This window comes from Candidatus Diapherotrites archaeon (assembly GCA_040755695.1).
GTDB lineage: Archaea > Iainarchaeota > Iainarchaeia > Iainarchaeales > 1-14-0-10-31-34 > JBFMAK01.
On sequence record JBFMAK010000001.1, the window covers coordinates 118,573 to 133,790 of the forward strand.

Annotated in this window: 20 protein-coding genes; 9 read left to right on the plus strand and 11 right to left on the minus strand. The window is 37.6% G+C overall.

What is annotated here, in order from left to right; all coding sequences use genetic code 11:
* Positions 1–9 precede the first annotated feature (9 nt).
* Positions 10–690 (minus strand): site-2 protease family protein, encoded by a 681-nt coding sequence (locus AB1467_00700; protein MEW6294798.1) that lies wholly within the window; start codon positions 688–690, stop codon positions 10–12.
* A gap of 118 nt (positions 691–808) precedes the next feature.
* Here AB1467_00700 and AB1467_00705 point away from each other — a divergent pair, with 118 nt between their 5' ends.
* Both AB1467_00705 and AB1467_00710 read left to right on the plus strand, forming a co-directional pair.
* Entirely contained in the window at positions 809–985 is a 177-nt protein-coding gene (locus AB1467_00705; protein ID MEW6294799.1) for a hypothetical protein, read from the plus strand.
* 5 nt (positions 986–990) lie between these two features.
* Positions 991–1,422, plus strand: a complete 432-nt coding sequence (locus tag AB1467_00710; GenBank protein MEW6294800.1) for a hypothetical protein — start codon at positions 991–993, stop codon at positions 1,420–1,422.
* On the opposite strand, the gene AB1467_00715 is transcribed toward AB1467_00710, so the two are convergent.
* The 6 genes from AB1467_00715 to AB1467_00740 all read right to left on the minus strand — a co-directional run bounded on the left by AB1467_00715 (position 1,399) and on the right by AB1467_00740 (position 5,521).
* Positions 1,399–1,758, minus strand: coding sequence for a hypothetical protein (locus AB1467_00715; protein ID MEW6294801.1), 360 nt, complete (start codon positions 1,756–1,758; stop codon positions 1,399–1,401). The two genes, AB1467_00710 and AB1467_00715, sit on opposite strands and share 24 nt — an antisense overlap.
* Positions 1,751–2,218 (minus strand): hypothetical protein, encoded by a 468-nt coding sequence (locus tag AB1467_00720; protein MEW6294802.1) that lies wholly within the window; start codon positions 2,216–2,218, stop codon positions 1,751–1,753. Before AB1467_00720 ends, AB1467_00715 begins: the two co-directional genes overlap by 8 nt.
* Positions 2,202–2,561, minus strand: coding sequence for a hypothetical protein (locus tag AB1467_00725; GenBank protein MEW6294803.1), 360 nt, complete (start codon positions 2,559–2,561; stop codon positions 2,202–2,204). The genes AB1467_00720 and AB1467_00725 overlap by 17 nt, the downstream gene beginning before the upstream one ends.
* A complete protein-coding gene (locus tag AB1467_00730; GenBank protein ID MEW6294804.1) occupies positions 2,558–3,094 on the minus strand; it encodes a hypothetical protein in 537 nt (178 codons plus the stop codon). The genes AB1467_00725 and AB1467_00730 overlap by 4 nt, the downstream gene beginning before the upstream one ends.
* Before the next feature lie 499 nt (positions 3,095–3,593).
* A complete protein-coding gene (locus AB1467_00735) occupies positions 3,594–3,866 on the minus strand; it encodes a hypothetical protein (GenBank protein ID MEW6294805.1) in 273 nt (90 codons plus the stop codon).
* A 104-nt stretch (positions 3,867–3,970) separates the two neighbouring features.
* Complete coding sequence (locus AB1467_00740; protein ID MEW6294806.1) at positions 3,971–5,521, minus strand: L-histidine N(alpha)-methyltransferase; 1,551 nt, start codon at positions 5,519–5,521, stop codon at positions 3,971–3,973.
* Positions 5,522–5,641: 120 nt separating this feature from the next.
* Here AB1467_00740 and AB1467_00745 point away from each other — a divergent pair, with 120 nt between their 5' ends.
* The 4 genes from AB1467_00745 to AB1467_00760 all read left to right on the plus strand — a co-directional run bounded on the left by AB1467_00745 (position 5,642) and on the right by AB1467_00760 (position 7,546).
* A complete protein-coding gene (locus tag AB1467_00745; GenBank protein ID MEW6294807.1) occupies positions 5,642–5,884 on the plus strand; it encodes a hypothetical protein in 243 nt (80 codons plus the stop codon).
* Positions 5,881–6,153, plus strand: a complete 273-nt coding sequence (locus AB1467_00750) for a hypothetical protein (protein ID MEW6294808.1) — start codon at positions 5,881–5,883, stop codon at positions 6,151–6,153. Before AB1467_00745 ends, AB1467_00750 begins: the two co-directional genes overlap by 4 nt.
* Positions 6,154–6,480: 327 nt before the next feature.
* Entirely contained in the window at positions 6,481–6,747 is a 267-nt protein-coding gene (locus AB1467_00755; protein ID MEW6294809.1) for a winged helix-turn-helix domain-containing protein, read from the plus strand.
* A 28-nt stretch (positions 6,748–6,775) separates the two neighbouring features.
* Complete coding sequence (locus AB1467_00760; protein ID MEW6294810.1) at positions 6,776–7,546, plus strand: site-specific DNA-methyltransferase; 771 nt, start codon at positions 6,776–6,778, stop codon at positions 7,544–7,546.
* Here the strand turns inward: AB1467_00760 and AB1467_00765 are convergent.
* Together AB1467_00765 and AB1467_00770 are read right to left on the minus strand one after the other, a co-directional pair.
* Entirely contained in the window at positions 7,543–8,082 is a 540-nt protein-coding gene (locus AB1467_00765) for a hypothetical protein (GenBank protein MEW6294811.1), read from the minus strand. The two genes, AB1467_00760 and AB1467_00765, sit on opposite strands and share 4 nt — an antisense overlap.
* A 237-nt stretch (positions 8,083–8,319) precedes the next feature.
* A complete protein-coding gene (locus AB1467_00770; GenBank protein MEW6294812.1) occupies positions 8,320–8,919 on the minus strand; it encodes a winged helix-turn-helix domain-containing protein in 600 nt (199 codons plus the stop codon).
* Positions 8,920–9,079: 160 nt separating this feature from the next.
* On the opposite strand from AB1467_00770, the gene AB1467_00775 reads away from it, so the two are divergent.
* The 3 genes from AB1467_00775 (at position 9,080) to AB1467_00785 (ending at position 12,005) form a co-directional block, all read left to right on the plus strand.
* Positions 9,080–10,465, plus strand: coding sequence for a hypothetical protein (locus AB1467_00775; protein ID MEW6294813.1), 1,386 nt, complete (start codon positions 9,080–9,082; stop codon positions 10,463–10,465).
* A gap of 41 nt (positions 10,466–10,506) precedes the next feature.
* Positions 10,507–11,625 (plus strand): AAA family ATPase, encoded by a 1,119-nt coding sequence (locus AB1467_00780; GenBank protein MEW6294814.1) that lies wholly within the window; start codon positions 10,507–10,509, stop codon positions 11,623–11,625.
* Positions 11,626–11,690: 65 nt separating this feature from the next.
* Positions 11,691–12,005, plus strand: a complete 315-nt coding sequence (locus AB1467_00785) for a hypothetical protein (GenBank protein ID MEW6294815.1) — start codon at positions 11,691–11,693, stop codon at positions 12,003–12,005.
* Between the two features lie 7 nt (positions 12,006–12,012).
* Here the strand turns inward: AB1467_00785 and pheT are convergent, their stop codons facing one another.
* Positions 12,013–13,665, minus strand: coding sequence for a phenylalanine--tRNA ligase subunit beta (pheT, locus tag AB1467_00790; GenBank protein MEW6294816.1), 1,653 nt, complete (start codon positions 13,663–13,665; stop codon positions 12,013–12,015).
* Between the two features lie 2 nt (positions 13,666–13,667).
* On the minus strand, positions 13,668–15,179 hold the full coding sequence (locus AB1467_00795; GenBank protein MEW6294817.1) for a phenylalanine--tRNA ligase subunit alpha: 1,512 nt from the start codon (positions 15,177–15,179) through the stop codon (positions 13,668–13,670).
* Between the last annotated feature and the right edge of the window lie 39 nt (positions 15,180–15,218).

Below are 15,218 nucleotides of genomic sequence, written 5' to 3' on the forward strand. Positions count from 1 at the left end.
CTAATTAATTCAAAAACCCGAAAAAACAAAAAACCATAAAAGAAGCGGAATGAAAAGAATTGCCCACACTGCCTTGTTCCACACGAAAACCTTTGCTCCATCCAACGGCCCAAAAGGAATCAAATTAAATAAAGCCAGAAACATGTTAATGCTGAAACCCATTGCAGAGATCGTGAAAAGAATTGAGTTCTGCGCGAAAACTAATGCCCCGCCAAGGAAAACAAAACCCAAAACAATGTTTGTGAGAGGCCCAGCAACAGATATGAGACCCAATTCATTCCAGGCCTTCTGCTCGCTGAAGTCCTCAAACTCATAGAACTCCTGCCTTGATTCTTCGTGCGTTACCTTTCTTCCCTTGAATTTCCTTTCCCCGATATATACAGCCCCAGGGGCAGCAAAAACAACACCCAAAAGCAGGGATAAAGCAACAGCAAAAATTAGCCCTAAAGGCCATAACCTGAATTCAGCGTGGTAATTGAAATGCCTTGCAGTAAACCTATGCATTAATTCATGAAACACAAAGGCTGTTCCAACAACAATCAAAGAAACAATTAGAGCAAAAGCAAAGCCCGCAAGGTTAAAACCTTTTCCAGCCAAATCTATTGCGCTGAATCCGCCTAAGGCTACAGCAAAAGCAAAAGCCAGCCCAAGCCACGCAACCACAAGATCCCTTAATTCAATTGAATTCAATCAAAGCACCAGAAAATTCTTTAAAAGAAAACAATTAAAAAACAATTTTTCCTTCAGTTCAGTTTCGTCAATTCCCGTACGAAAATTTATTTAAATTTATTTGTGCTGTTATTCTCTCATGCTACACAAAGAGAGAGTTGGACAGATTTCCATTGAATTAATCATACTGCTTGCTGCAGTGGTTGCTGTTGCTCTAGTTCTTGTAACGCAATTGCAGAAGACAGGAGCAAAAGGCGCTCAAGCCCTGGAAGACAAATCAGACGACATATTCAAGAAAATCGCTGAAATAAAGTGAAGCCCTTGAAGCAAAAAAAGGCGGCGCAGGCAAGCATTGAATACCTTATTGTTCTCAGTGCTTTCCTTGCCTTGCTTGCGCTCTTCACCCCCATTGCAGCAAAAATTTATTACTCCTCGCTCTTTTTCCTAGACGCAAGAAACGCCCAATCCCTCTCCCACGAAATAAAAAGCGCAGTAAAAGAAATGGAATTGCTTGAAGACGGCTCAAGCAAAAGCCTTCCAGCAAACCCCCTGAATGAATGGAGGCTTTCAGTCAACGAAGAAGGAATACAAATAAAAATTGAAAATAAAGAATCAGGGAAAACAAAAATTTTAGGGCAAAAATTTGAAGGCCAACAGAAAATACAGGAAAGCCAATTCACCCTAAAAAAAGGCTCCCTTGTAACAGTCTCAAAATCAAGCAATATTATTTCAATAGAATACAGTCAGCCTTAATTCCTGCACTTTCAGTGAGTCATCCAAATAAAAGCCTTTCACTGAAACCTTCTGCCCCTTCAGATTCAAATGCTTTGAATTAACAAAAATCTTTCTTCCCTCAAATTCAATCAACCCCGCATTAGAAGGGAAATTTTGAAGGAAATCTTTTTCTATTTCTTCTTTGCTGAAGTTTCTTTCCTTCACCCACACCTTGATTAAATCATGCTCTTTCTGCACCAAAACCAATTCATCTGTTCCTGCCTCGCTTCTGTGAACCGGAAATGCAATTATTCCAATGAGCAGAATAAAGCTCAAAAGCACTTCAAGAGAAAAATAAGCTGCCTTTTCATTCACTGCAGAAGACCCCAATAATTTTTGCCTTTTTTTCTCCGAGAATCCCCTGAACCAAAACAAAACGGCTCAAGGCAATGCAGTTCCCTGAGCTTTCCTCAGAAAAGATTTTTTCTTTTTTCCCGCCGAACTCCAAGTAAATGCCATTAACAAAATTTAGTTTCTCGTTTTTTCTAATTTTTTTCAGTAAGCCATAATCCATTACATTTGATTGAACCCTTTTCAGCCCAGAATCATAAAGAGCAGAGCCTAAAAGAGAATTGTTTTCATCAGCATTCTTAACAAGGGAATCCATTAGCGCAATAGCCTTTGAGTTCAGTTCCTTTTCCTTTAATTTCTCCCTGAAATAATCCGCCTCCCCCTCCAATGAATAAACCATCACAAAAACCATTAATAGAACAAGAAGGAAAGCAAAGCTTAAATCCAAAGAAAACAAAAAACCCTTTCTACTTATAGTGCGCATTCAATTTCACCTCTATTTCACTTGAATCCTTTCCTTTAATGTTTAAGACCTTTTCCGCAATAATGAATGAAGCAGAATTCCTGTCCTTTACAATGCTCTTGCTTTCGCCCCCTTCAACAAAACAGTTTTCCTTTACCTTGAATTTTCCCCCTGAATTAGAGAAAACAGAATTCACCAATTCAGCGCAGCGCAGGGAAGAAGATTTTGCCTCAAAAAAGTTTTTTGCGCTAAGAGCTTTTTGGCTTTGCATCGAGAGCGCTGAAAGCATTACAGAAATAAGGCCTAAGAACACTGCAAGCGAGAGCATTGCCTCCAATGAAATAATGCCATTGCTTTTCTTCATGGAAGCACCTGCCCCACAATTACTTTCTTTGAGTAATCAACTGGAATCTGAAAAAAGGATTCAAACTCAGGGAAAGAAATTTGCGCTGAAGGCATTGAGTCCTTCAGCACTCCCCCGTGAAAGCCGTAATCCACAAGGAAAACCCCTTTTCCCATTCCTACGACAAGAACATTGGATTTTTCATTCAGGGAAACATAATTAAATTTTATTTCGGGATTGCCTGAATAATTTTCTTCTATTTCAGAGTAAAACGAGCTTAAATTCAGGTTTATTTTTTCTTTGAGGAGAAGGGGATTAATGTTCTTCTTTTTCACTTCGTCTTTTATTGTTTTTTCTATGAGGAAATCAGTATTCTCTTCAAGCAGTGCCCTAAGAAAAGAGGCTTTTTCTGCTGCAAGCAATCCTGTTTTTGTTTCCCATAATTTTTCTTCGAACTCCTGTTGGCCTTCAATCAAGGCAAAATAAGTGAAGGCAAAAGCTATTACCAGTAAAAAGCTGAATAAGCCTTTAGAGTTCAATTCCAGCTCCCTCAAATTAAAAGGGAAAGGAAAAGAAATAAAAATTTTTTCCTTCGGCTAACGACGAACTCAAGTAGAATTTCCAGCAATTAACCCTGCAAAGCCTCAAAACGATAAAAAAAATGAGAAAAAGCTAAATATAAAATTTGGATAAATATTAAAGTATTCAATTATCACATTTTGATTGTACAGTCTACTCAATTTCGACTGGAATTTCGCATATTTCTTTCGCTTTCATGGATTCACCCTATGGGTAGCTGTTTAGTGCAGAAAGAATCTTCCAAAATGCAGGGTCTTTTATTGCAGTTACGAGTTTTTTTTGCTATAATAATTGCTTCATTAATATGGTTTTGATTTTGAAGTATGTTTTTTGCTGCGGGGCACTAGTCATCCACATAAAGCCTGACTCCACCATCTAATTCTCTCAAGACAAAAGGATATGTCCTGCAATCGACTGGTCTATGTTCGTAAATCGCGCATTGTTTCCCAATATCAAAATTGCAATCGCAAATCTTTATCCCCCGCCCAAAACAATGCTTTTATTGAATATGTCTTTTCCGCACCTTTGCGCGAGATATTCGTCCTCGCATTGATAAAGGATTACATACTTTTTTCTCTCACAGCCATTACAATTTTTGCAGCAAGGCATTCCACCAAAGCCCTTTTCATAAATATAGTCGTAAACCCTAAACAGTTCTTCTTTGTCTGTGTTCGTTAAAATTCCTCCTGCGGTAAGTAAGTTGTATACGGATAATTGTTTAAAATTGTATGGCTTTTCAGAGTACAAAACGAAATCTTTAATTGGTGTTATCGCCTACGTTTTTTCAGGCAATGATGAGGTGAAAACCAATTTTAGTTAGTGATGACGACATAAAGAGGGATTAAGACCTTTTATTGCTTTTGGTATAATACTACTGCAAAACCATTGTCTGAGAAAACCTTTATTCTCGTAAAGGAGTGCTTTTCAGCTATCTCATCAAGCGTCTTAAGTTCAAATTTCTTTGACCTAAAAACAAGCACATCTTCAAGCCAAACTTCTATCTGGAACTCTTTTTCATTGAATTTCCAGTTAAGTTCTGTTTCATCGATTATCCTTCCAAAGCTTCTGGCAACTGCATCAATAACAATTCTCTTGAATCTTAAATTCTGAGAATATTTGGCAAGAATTCTTTCTGGTTTCTCGTTCAATTGAAGGCCAAGCACAAGCAAATCCCCCGTATAGGAATTGTTTTTGAATATTGAAAATATTTTATCAGATTCAAAGTTTCCTACTGTGTTGCCAACGCAAATATGGGCTTTTCGTTCTGCTTTTAAATTTCTCAAATCAAACATTTTTTTGTCAGTATTTTCAAATAATGTATTGTACCCTTTGAACATAATTTCTGATTTTGGGTAATCCAAGTTAATGTTCTTCAGGCTTTGGATAAATCCATGAATAAAAACATCAATAACATCAATTGCAAACACTTCAACGATTTTATTTAACTTTAAAGAATTTTTCACGAAAATCATTTCTGTATCCCCGGTTCCAATGCCATAAAAGACAAGTGCAGCATTGCTGACAATTCTGGCAAGCTCTTTCTCATTCTGGTTCAAGATTTTCAGTTCAGTGTAAACTGTCTGGTAGGGGTTTGCATAAGCTGTTGTTGAATACCAGTTATCAAAATTCCTAAACCATTGCTCTGAACCAATTTGCTTCTTAATTTTGCCTTCCTGAAGAAGGTCGTCTAGCTTGTTGTCAGTTATTTCTTTTTCAATAATAATTTTTTTGCAGTTTATGTTCTCCAGCAGCATTTTTCCTGTCAAAGGCACGGTAATTAATCCTTCTCTAAGTATTTCCCATCGGTCATATTTTGCAGCCGTTTCCCAAGCCAACTCAAAAATTTTTTTCATCGCATCTGCAATTTCCTTCCCTCTAATAATTATCGCCGATTCTTCGCCTTTTTTCAGAGACATCACAATAACATTGTCTTCGTAAACATAAATTTCAGGGGTGAAGTCAAATTTTAATTGCAACAGTATTGTAGCTCTAAGCTCTTTTAATGCCAGTTCTCTGTGCCTTCTACCCTCAAGAGTGTGAGGTATAATTGAACGCATCGGAATGCCTTTTTCAACTCTGCGATTAATGTAATCCTGAATATAATCTGGCAAGGTTTCAAACATATCCCTTGAAGAGCTGTACGCAAGAATTTCTTCACTGGAATTCAAGGATTTTTCATAGGCTTGAATCAATCCATTCTTCCCATCAAGAAACTGGATACTTGGTTTGTTAGTTTTCTTGCTTTCCTCAAAAAAATTAGACAAATCTGACTTAAGGATGCGCCATTCTTTGCCAATTTTTGAAGCACTAATTTTTCCGGCTCTAGCCCAGCGATAGATTGTGTTTGAGTCAACTTGCAGAATTTTCGAAGCCTGCTTAACAGTTAAAGTTTCTCCAACCATATTATACAGTGTAATACACAACAATACTTTAAAATCTATTCACTCAATAATATGATTTATACTAAATCATAAACGATACATATTTAAATCATTTAAGCATTTATGTTTACAGGTGATTTTATGAATGTTATCTTAAGAGGCAGAACCAAAGAAATTGTTGAAACCCTTGTTAAAGAGGGTTATGCTAATTCCCAATCCGAAGCTGTAAGGCTGGCTATTGTTGACTTTGGGCAGCACCATTTAAGCGAAGTGGAATTGGTGAACCGAAAGCTTGACAAATTAGACGAAGAAATCAAATCAGGGAAAAGAAAATTGCTTAATGCTGACGAGGCCCTAGGCAGTTATGCAAAATATTTGAAGTGATTGCTATTTACAAAGCAACTTATGATGAGGATTGGCCAAAATACTTTAACGACTTGGACAATACAGTCAAGGAACGAGTGGCAAAGAAAATTCAAAAAATTCTTGAATTTCCAAAGAAAAGACATTTAGGCCAAAAAGCAAAATTCTTTGTTGATGAAGTTGGCCAATGCAGAATTCTTTACCGTGTATTTGATGAAACCAATGAAGTCAGGTTTTACTTTGTAGGAAACCATAAAGAATACGAAAAATGGTACAAACAATATTTTTAACTAATTTTGTAACGAGTTTTTCAAACCGCCAAAATTTGCCATCTTTACGTTATGCTTCCTTGCATTCCTTCCTTCATCTTGCCGGAAAAACAAGCCTCTTTACCGTATCATTTTTTGATGTCATTAACACCCACTCATAACGGCAATGATGAGGTGAAAACCAATTTAGTTAGTGATGACGACGCAACCAAGAATTAAGACCCTCTTTACTGATTTCTGAAAAAAAATTCGCCGGAAATCTACTCTCCGAAAAGCTTTAAATTACTTGTGTATCTTATACTTACTATGTATTTAAGTATTTATAGTTTTGTACTTAATTATAGATATATGGATTCAGAATTAATTAAACCAATTTCGCTACTAAAATCTTCAAAATACCGCCAAAAAATATTGGAGTTTATTGGAGATAAAACAATCACTCCAAAAGAAATTTCAAAAGGAATTGATGTAAGGATTAATCACGTTAGTATGTTTTTGCGTGATTTGAAAAAGAATAAGCTGGTTGAATGCTTGAATGAGGAAGATAAACGTGGAAGGCTTTATCAGTTAACCAGAATTGGAAAAAAGGTGTTAAAGGAATATGGAACGAAATAAAATCTACAATGGGGATTGTCTTGAAATAATGAAGGCATTTCCAGACGAATCAGTGGATTTGATAGTGACAGATCCGCCTTTTAACATTGGAAAAAAATACAATACTTATGTTGACCGAATGAAAAAAATAGAGTATGTTGAATGGTGTAAAAATTGGTTGGGTGAATGTATTAGAATGCTCAAAAAGAAAGGGAGCCTTTACTTGTTTAATTATCCTGAAAACAATGCATATCTTATGCCTTTTCTTGACGAAAAACTTATTTTCAAGCGTTGGATGACTTGGCATTACCCCACAAATACTGGAATGTCCCCAACAAATTTTACCCGCTCACAGCACAGTATTCTTTTTTACACAAAAAGCAAAAATGCTGTTTTTAACAAAAAGGAAATTGCAGAGCCCTATAGAAATCCAACAGATAAGCGGATTTTGGAGAGAATCAAAAATGGAAGCAATGGCAAAGTCCCTTATGATGTTTTTCAGTTTAACTTGGTTAAGAATGTTTCAAAAGAAAAAACTGAACACGTTTGTCAGTTGCCTGAAAAATTAGTTGAAATATTCGTTAAGGCAAGTAGCAATAAAGGAGACCTTGTTTTTGACCCGTTTATGGGTTCTGGAACAGTGGCAGTTGCGGCAAAAAAACTGAATAGGGATTATTTAGGTTGCGAAATAGACAAAAAATATTGTAAAATAATAGAATCCAGATTAAAGGACACAATGTTTCCTCTTGAAAGATTTATAAAAAATAGTAATGAACAAAAACAGTTGTTGAAAATAACAAGCGCTTTAACTCAAAGTTAAACTTTCTCACGCACTATTTTTATTGCGCCTCTACTGGTTTTCTCAAAAGAACCCAAAAACACTTCTTTGTCCTTTCTCTTGAACAGCTTTTGAGCCGAATAGGAAGGGCCATAAAAATTTTTTGAAAAATTTGATTTCCAGTCTGCCTTTTTGAGCTTCACCAAAGCAACAAAAAACTCATCAAAATTTCCGCCCCAAGAAACAAGCAAATAATCGAAAGGTCTTTTGCTAAATTCTCCACCAGTCCACGCAGTTAAGGTTGAGGTGGTTTTTATTTCAAGTGGGGTCTTTATTTTAGTGAAAAACAAATCTGGCTCACTATCTTTGGTTTCCTTCTTTATTTCATAACCAACGGCTTTTGTAAAGATGTCTTCAGCTTTTGCTTCCATAATCTTGCTCAGTAATTCGGATAACAGCTTATTGCTTACATTAACGCCATATTTGTCAAGATATTCCTGCCTAAATTTTTTCATTGCCTGTGAGGTTTCCTGTATTACCTTGAAAACAACATCTTTAGTTAAGCCAAATTTATTCATAAAGTAAATACAAGCTTGCAAAATATAATAAAACGCACAAGATAAATACAAAATAAGCAAATGCTAAAATATCCGTAAAACATCTTGTCTTGTAAAGAGCCTTTCAAATCGTAAAAAATTGCCATCTTTACATTACTTTTCCTTTCATTCCAGCCTTCCATCTTCCAGCAAACCACGCCTCTTTGCCATATTATCTTTTGATGTCATTAACACCCACTCATAACGGCAATGATGAGGTTAAGGCTTGCTGTTTCTTTTTTTAATTTTCCCGGCAAAAAAGCCTAGTGCCATAGATAAAGCAATTATTAATGCTAGGAAAGCAATTAATTGAATTATAGTAATCCCATAAGTTCCTGCAATAGGCCTGCCTAATTCGCTTGTCTCAGAATCGGCTGTTCCTGCAGTTTCTCCTGCAGAAGGGGCTGCTGTCTGGGGTGCAGTAATTTTTGCGCTGTAATCTTTTGATTGCGCCCGCATTCCTGCGCCCAAAGAGCCCTGCTGTAATGTAAATGAAAATAAATAGGTTACAAACATTAGTGCAATAAAAGAAATTCCGACAAGGATGAGAACATTGGTCTGCATGCTTGGCTCAAGGATATTTTTTCCCTTTCGCGTGAGGGCATAATACTTCCATTTCCTGCCTTCATCGTTCAATTGAACAAGATTGGACTGAACCAGAATGTCCAAGTGCTGTTTTATTGTAGGGGAAGCCAAATTCAATTTACTTGAAATTTCTGTTAAAGTATGATTCCTTTGCTTTAACAGCTTGATTATATGCACTCTCGTGTCAGAAGAAAGCGCTTTGAATTCATTTGAGGAAAGGGTGATTTCAACCATACACGACACAGTTATATATAATTGAAAAGCCTTTTAAAAGCTTTCATTTTGCTTAGGCAAAACCTTAACAGTGAATACAATTAAATATACTTTTAATAATAATAAAAATAATAAAAAAATTAATAATAAATTAATTAGGCAAAAGCCTAAGTGACCCAAAATGCACTTGATTTACATTGAAGCGCTCAAGCTTAATTTAAAGACTTTTCCTTTCACGTTGTACAGACTTGTATATTATTTTCTTTTCTCTGCTCTTGCTTTCGCAGTATTTTTTGTGTTCTCTTTTGCCATTGCATTAAACCAGAACCTTTTTTTCAAGGCTGCAGCGTCAATCGCAGCATTAATTGTATTCTTGGATTACTGGCACTTCTTCAGGAGGAGATTCATTTATTCACTCAAAAACGTGCAGGTGGCAATTCTTGCAGAAATAATAAGGGGAAAAGAGGTTCCTACATTCAAAGCCCAGTTGACTTTAGGTTCAAGCATCATAAAGGAAAAAATCGGGGACATTAAAGAATTAAGGGCTTTCGAGAAAAAAATTTCAGTTATCTCCAGAAAGATATCCAGAGAGCTAAAGGTGGTTGAATTTATCCCTAACATAATGAACTCCGTGACAGAAAACATTCTGATGTACATTTTCCTTAACAGGGACATTGAATTGAATACTACAGCAAGGGATGGCCTCATATTATTCCAGCAGAACAAAAGAAAGATTTTATTCGTAAATTTTGTGTTATTGATTTCCTCCTACATCCTTTTCCTGTGCTTTTACCTTCTTTCTGCATACGTTATTTTCGGGATAATGGGCATTCAATTAACTGAATTTTATTATTACCTCTTCCTTTCAGCTTTATTCCTTTTATGGGTGCTTGTGTACGAAATAATCTTTGCTTCCTTTCTTGTGTGCTGGAAGACATGGTTTTTCGTGCTGGCAGTAGAAAATGAGGTTCCATCCAAGGCTACAAGAAATTACCTGGAAAACATAAGCCCTGAATTCAATGAAATTTCCTGCCAGGCAAAAGTATTCTTTCCAATTAAGACAATAAAAGAAAGGGATTTAGTGAAATATAGAATAGAAAAGGTTTCAGCAATAATCAAGAAAAAGGCTGCAAAAGAAAAAAGAAAAGAGCAGATTCCAATAGAAAAAGAAAAGGTTTCATTGGAGAAAGTGATGGAACCCAAAATAATTCAACTGAAGAAGTTTGAGGAGGAAATGAAGAGAAGGCAGAAGGCAATGGAAGAAGAAATGCTTTCAAAACAGAAGCCACTGCACGAGGTAAAGCAGATTGACACAAAATTATTGGAGCAATTGGAAACACAGGAAATGCTGAAGAAAAGCCCTGAATTCAAGATAAGCTACCTGAAGATACTGGACAACCTCATAGTTCAATTAAATGAAGGCCTGAAAGGAAATAACAAGATTGAAGTAGTAAATTTAAAAAGGGAAGGCGAAAAACTCTGGAAGGCAAAGGTCTACATCAACGACGACCCCTACGAATTCGTTCTGGATGATTTTGGCTTAATAAAAGACTTCTTTGAGCTTTAAGGGCATTCACTTTAAAATTTATTTCAAGCACAAGAAATTCTATGAAGGAAAACATTTTCTCCAAGAGCCTGGTGCACGAGTTGTTTAAGGATGAAAGGTTTTTGTATCCTGAAAGCATTCCGGAAAGGCTGCCTCACAGGGACAGAGAGATAGAGGAAATTGCCTTTGCTTTAAAGCCTTTGAGCCAGGGCAGGAAGCCTACAAACCTTTTCCTTGCAGGAAAATCTGGGACAGGAAAGACTGTAACAGCAAAATTCGTTTTACAGCAACTGCAGGAATTTACAGATAGAGTAAAATCCTTGTATGTGAACTGCTTTGAATTCAATTCAAGGACTTCAATTCTAACAGCAATCTCAAACTTTGCTGGCTGGCCTACTCCAAGGAGGGGGATTGCAGTGGACGAAATCTACTCCAGAATGATTTCAGCATTAAAGAAAGCAGGATTCTCTCCTGTAATAGTATTGGATGAATTGGACCAATTGATTCAAGAAGGCGAAGCCTCAAAGCTATTATACGACCTCCTCAGAATAATTGAATTCGAGAAAATAAGGTTAGGCCTAATAATAATTTCAAATGATTTTTCGCTTACATCAAAACTGGATGCAAGAGTGAAAAGCTCTTTATGCGAGCGCATAATAATCTTTGACCAGTATTCGCCCCAGCAATTGAAGGACATCTTGAATGACAGGGTGCAGAATGCCTTCTTCCCAGAAAAGGTTGAGAGGGATGTAGTAAATGTTGCTGCCGCAAGGGCAGCAAAAACGGGGGGGGACGCAAGGATTGCAATTGAATGCCTTCTAAAGGCAGGAAGGCTTGCAGAAAAAGAGAATTCAGCAAGAGTGGAATTAAGGCACCTGAAGCAAGCATTGAATTTGATTGATGAAAGCATTTCAAGAAAGAAGGTGCTTCCCTTCCTTGATGAAAAAGAAATTCTCTTAATTAAAATCCTTTCAGAGAAAGGCTCTATGAATTCAGGCTCTCTCCTAAGGGAATTCTCCTTAAAGAAAAAAATCAGCATAAGGCACTTCAGGGAGATAGTGAACGAATTAGAGGACAAGAAAATAATTGATACAAAAAAGATTTCTCTGCCCACGAGAGGCAAAAGCAGGGAAGTTTCTCTCGCAATCAAAAAAGAATTGATTAAAGAAATCCTTGTTTAAAGCAAAAAGAATAAATATTAATTAAGGCCTAATAGGTATCCATTGAATTCAGGAGGAGGTATGAGATGCCGGCAAAAAAATTCAAGGCTGCAGCAGAAGAGAAATCAAGGCTCAGAAACATTATAATGGAGTTCCCTAAAACGCCAGGAGTTCCTGACGAGGAAATGGCTTTCAGGGTAGTGAAATTGTATTTTGAGGAGATTGCAAGGCTGGGCTTCAAGAGAAGGCTTGACTTGGACGCAATAATCAACGCATACTTTTACGCCCTTGCAAGGCTTGAAAGAAAAGACAAGGAACTGAAGTTCATCCAAAAGAAAGTCCTGAAAGAGGAATCAGTTCTCAGCAGGGAAACAAAAGAAGAAATGATTCCAGAGCCTTAATTTTTCTTTATAACTCCAGTTCCATTACTGTTGTATTGGCTTCCAAGCCGAAGTTGTTCAGGGTCTTCTGGTTTACTTCTCCAATGAGCCCCTTCATTTTTTTCTCTACAAGGATTTCTGCTACCCTGCCTTCAGTTAATGAAGGGTGAATTGCCTCCTTTAACTCGTAATTGAATGAAAGATTCTTTGCTATTGCTTCCAGCACAGACTTCATTTCATTGAAATTGGATTTGGAGTGAGAGAAAGCAAGGCACAATTTGAATGGCTCCTTTACCCGGGTCTCAGTCTTTTCATTCAATTCAACTGCCCTCCCCAATTCAAAGATTCTCTGCGGGAAAGGGCAGTGCTTGTTTCTGCCCAAAAAATTCAGTGCCTCAGGAATCAGGCTCAGCCTGAAGACGCTGAAAGAAGAGGATACAGGATTGCTTAATTCAATGAAATTCAATTCTTTCAAATTCATTTTGTGTTCCTGTATATCCCTTGAAGTCAAATGGAATGAAAGAATCTCCTGCATTCCAAGCCCAACGCATAATTCCCTTAAAGCCTCGAACTTCCCGCTTTCTGAAAGCCCTGAGCCTCTTGTTGGAAGAAGAACTTTTTCTGGAATGAATTTATTGAAGTCAAATGCAATTGCAATGTCTTCAATTACATCAATTGAATGCAGGATGTCAGCCCTGTAATCAGGGCAAAAAACTTTAATGCTCTTCCCCTTTATTTTTCCTTTCATTCTCTTTTTTTCAAGCAATGAAAGGATTTCTTTCTCCTTGAATTCCTGCCCTAAAATTTTTTCTATTTCACCTAGGGCAAAAGAAATCTTTTCTGCACCGAATTTTGGAGTGACAATCTTTTGTTTTTTTCCCTCATAAACAATTTTGATTGATTCAATTTTGCCCCCCCTGTCAGCCAAGGCCAAGCACATTATCTTCAATGCAATTTCCACCAGCTTTTGGTTAAAGCCTGTGACATCAACAAACAGATTCCTTGTTTCTTCTGTCACTTTTCCTGAGCCCTCAGAGTTAATTATAGGGGGCATTGAAAGAACTTCGTTCCCTGAATCCACAAGCAAAGGGAATTTGGCGAAGTTCTCTATTAAGTGCCCAAACTCTTTTCCTTTCGGGTGCTTCAAGAGGATTTCCCTCAAGCTCATTCTTTCATTGGAGCCCAAAGGAATGAATTCAAGAGAAGGTTCAGCTGCAAAGTATTTCACGTTGCCTTTCACTTTATCCAAGTCAAATACTCCAATTGCAATCTCTTTCCTTTTCCTCCCGAAGCTCTCGCAGATTTTCTCCTGCAACTGAATCAATTGGGCCAGCATGAAATCATTCACCTTCACTCCCTTTACTATAGCATAAGCTGCTTTAGGCCTAATGCCTTCCAAAGCAGAATCAACAAAAGCCTTTCTCCCGGACGGCTTCACGTTATACGAAGGAAGGCCTTTCTCTATTCCATACTGTGCCTTGAGTTCCCTTGCAATCCCTTCTGTGCTCCATAAATCAGGCCTGTTGGTGTCCTTTAAATCTACTTTAATTTTGTCTTTGTCTTCGCTCACTGCATTAATTTCGCCTTTCACGTAAAGCAATGCTTCCCCCAACTCCTTCAAGCTGAAATTTTTCTTCATCACGGAATTGAAGTCTTTCAATGAAATTTCAATTGTAGGCATTTTTATTCCACCATCACCTTTTGCCTTTTCAGCCAGTCCAGGTTATAGGAGAAGAGGTCTCTTGCATCGTTTATTCCTAGCTTGAACATGGCGAGCCTGTCGGCCCCAATGCCCCATGCCAGCGCCCTTCCTTTAATTCCAAGGTTTTCTGTAATTTCCGGCCTGAAGATTCCTGCCCCGCCAAATTCAATCCAGCCCATTTCAGGGTGAAGGGCATTCAACTGAACCGAGGGTTCTGTGAAAGGATAGTAATCAGGAATGAATTTTATTTTTTCTGCGCCTGCAATCTCTTCAGCGAATTCTTTGAGCATTCCAAGCAGGTGCCTGAAGGTGACAGTAGAATCAACAATGAAGCCTTCCAGCTGGTTGAATTCAATTAAGTGCGTTGCATCAACCACGTCAGGCCTGAAACATCGCGCAATAGAAAAATATTTTCCTGGCAGTTCAACCCCCTTCACCAGCTGCCTTGCGCTGTGCGCTGTGCCGTGGGCGCAGGGCATAAGCCTTGAAGCAATCCTCTCACTCCAATTGTATTGCCAGCCCCTACTCTTTGAAATGCCTCCATTCTCGTGGGCTGCCTTCATTTTTTCCACAATCTTTTTGTCCGGAAGCAATCCGAACTGGGGCCTTTTAAGCTGGTATGTCTGCGTCCAGTCCCTTGCAGGATGGTTTTGAGGCTGAAACAATACATCAAAGTTATAGAATTCCTGCACAATCAAAGGCGAAGGCATTTCCTTGAAGCCTAATTCAATCAATTTTCTTTTCATTTCATCCAAAAACTTAAGGTAAGGCTGCTTTTTTCCCGGAAAGATCTCAGGCACAGGCTCCTGGATATTGTAATGTCTTTCTATTACTTTTACATCATCTTGTGCTTGAATTTTTAATCCTTTTTCTTGCATTAAATTTATTCCTTTCATTCCTTGTTCTGTAATTGAAGCAGATCCGGTTTTTTTCTCTTTTATTCTGATAAAGTCTTTTCTCTGCTGGAACTCCTTCAGAACATTTTTTTCTTCTGCATTAAATTGTTCCAAGGGTAATTCTTTGTTAGAAATTTTCTTGAGCAGTTTTTCTTCCGGGATTTCTTCTTTAAGCGCATTAAATCCTTTCTGCGTCAATTTTAATTTTAATGTGCCTTCCTTTTTTACTTCGATCCATTGCTTTCTTTTTGCCTGTCCTAAAGAAATGTTTAATTCATCTTTTCCCAGGGATTTTATTTCTTCTATTGCCTTCCAGTCCCTTGCATTCAATTCCTTGGCCAGCTTTTTTTCCGGGAGGCCTTCCCTCAATGCCTTTAATCCTTCTTCGCCTAAAAGAATAAATTCCTTTTTTTCTGTTCTTGTTTCAGCCAGGTTCTTCTGCTTGAGCCACTGCATTGACCTTCTCGCGCTGTCAATATCCATGCCTGCTCTTTTAGCCAGATCCTCTGCGTTCAATTCCTTTTTTGCCTCGCTCAATGCCTTTAATGCCTTTCTCTCGATTTCGCTTAATTCACTTAACACCTTCTCCAAGGTCATAAAATCACTCTTTTACTTTAATAATTACTGAAAGTCTAT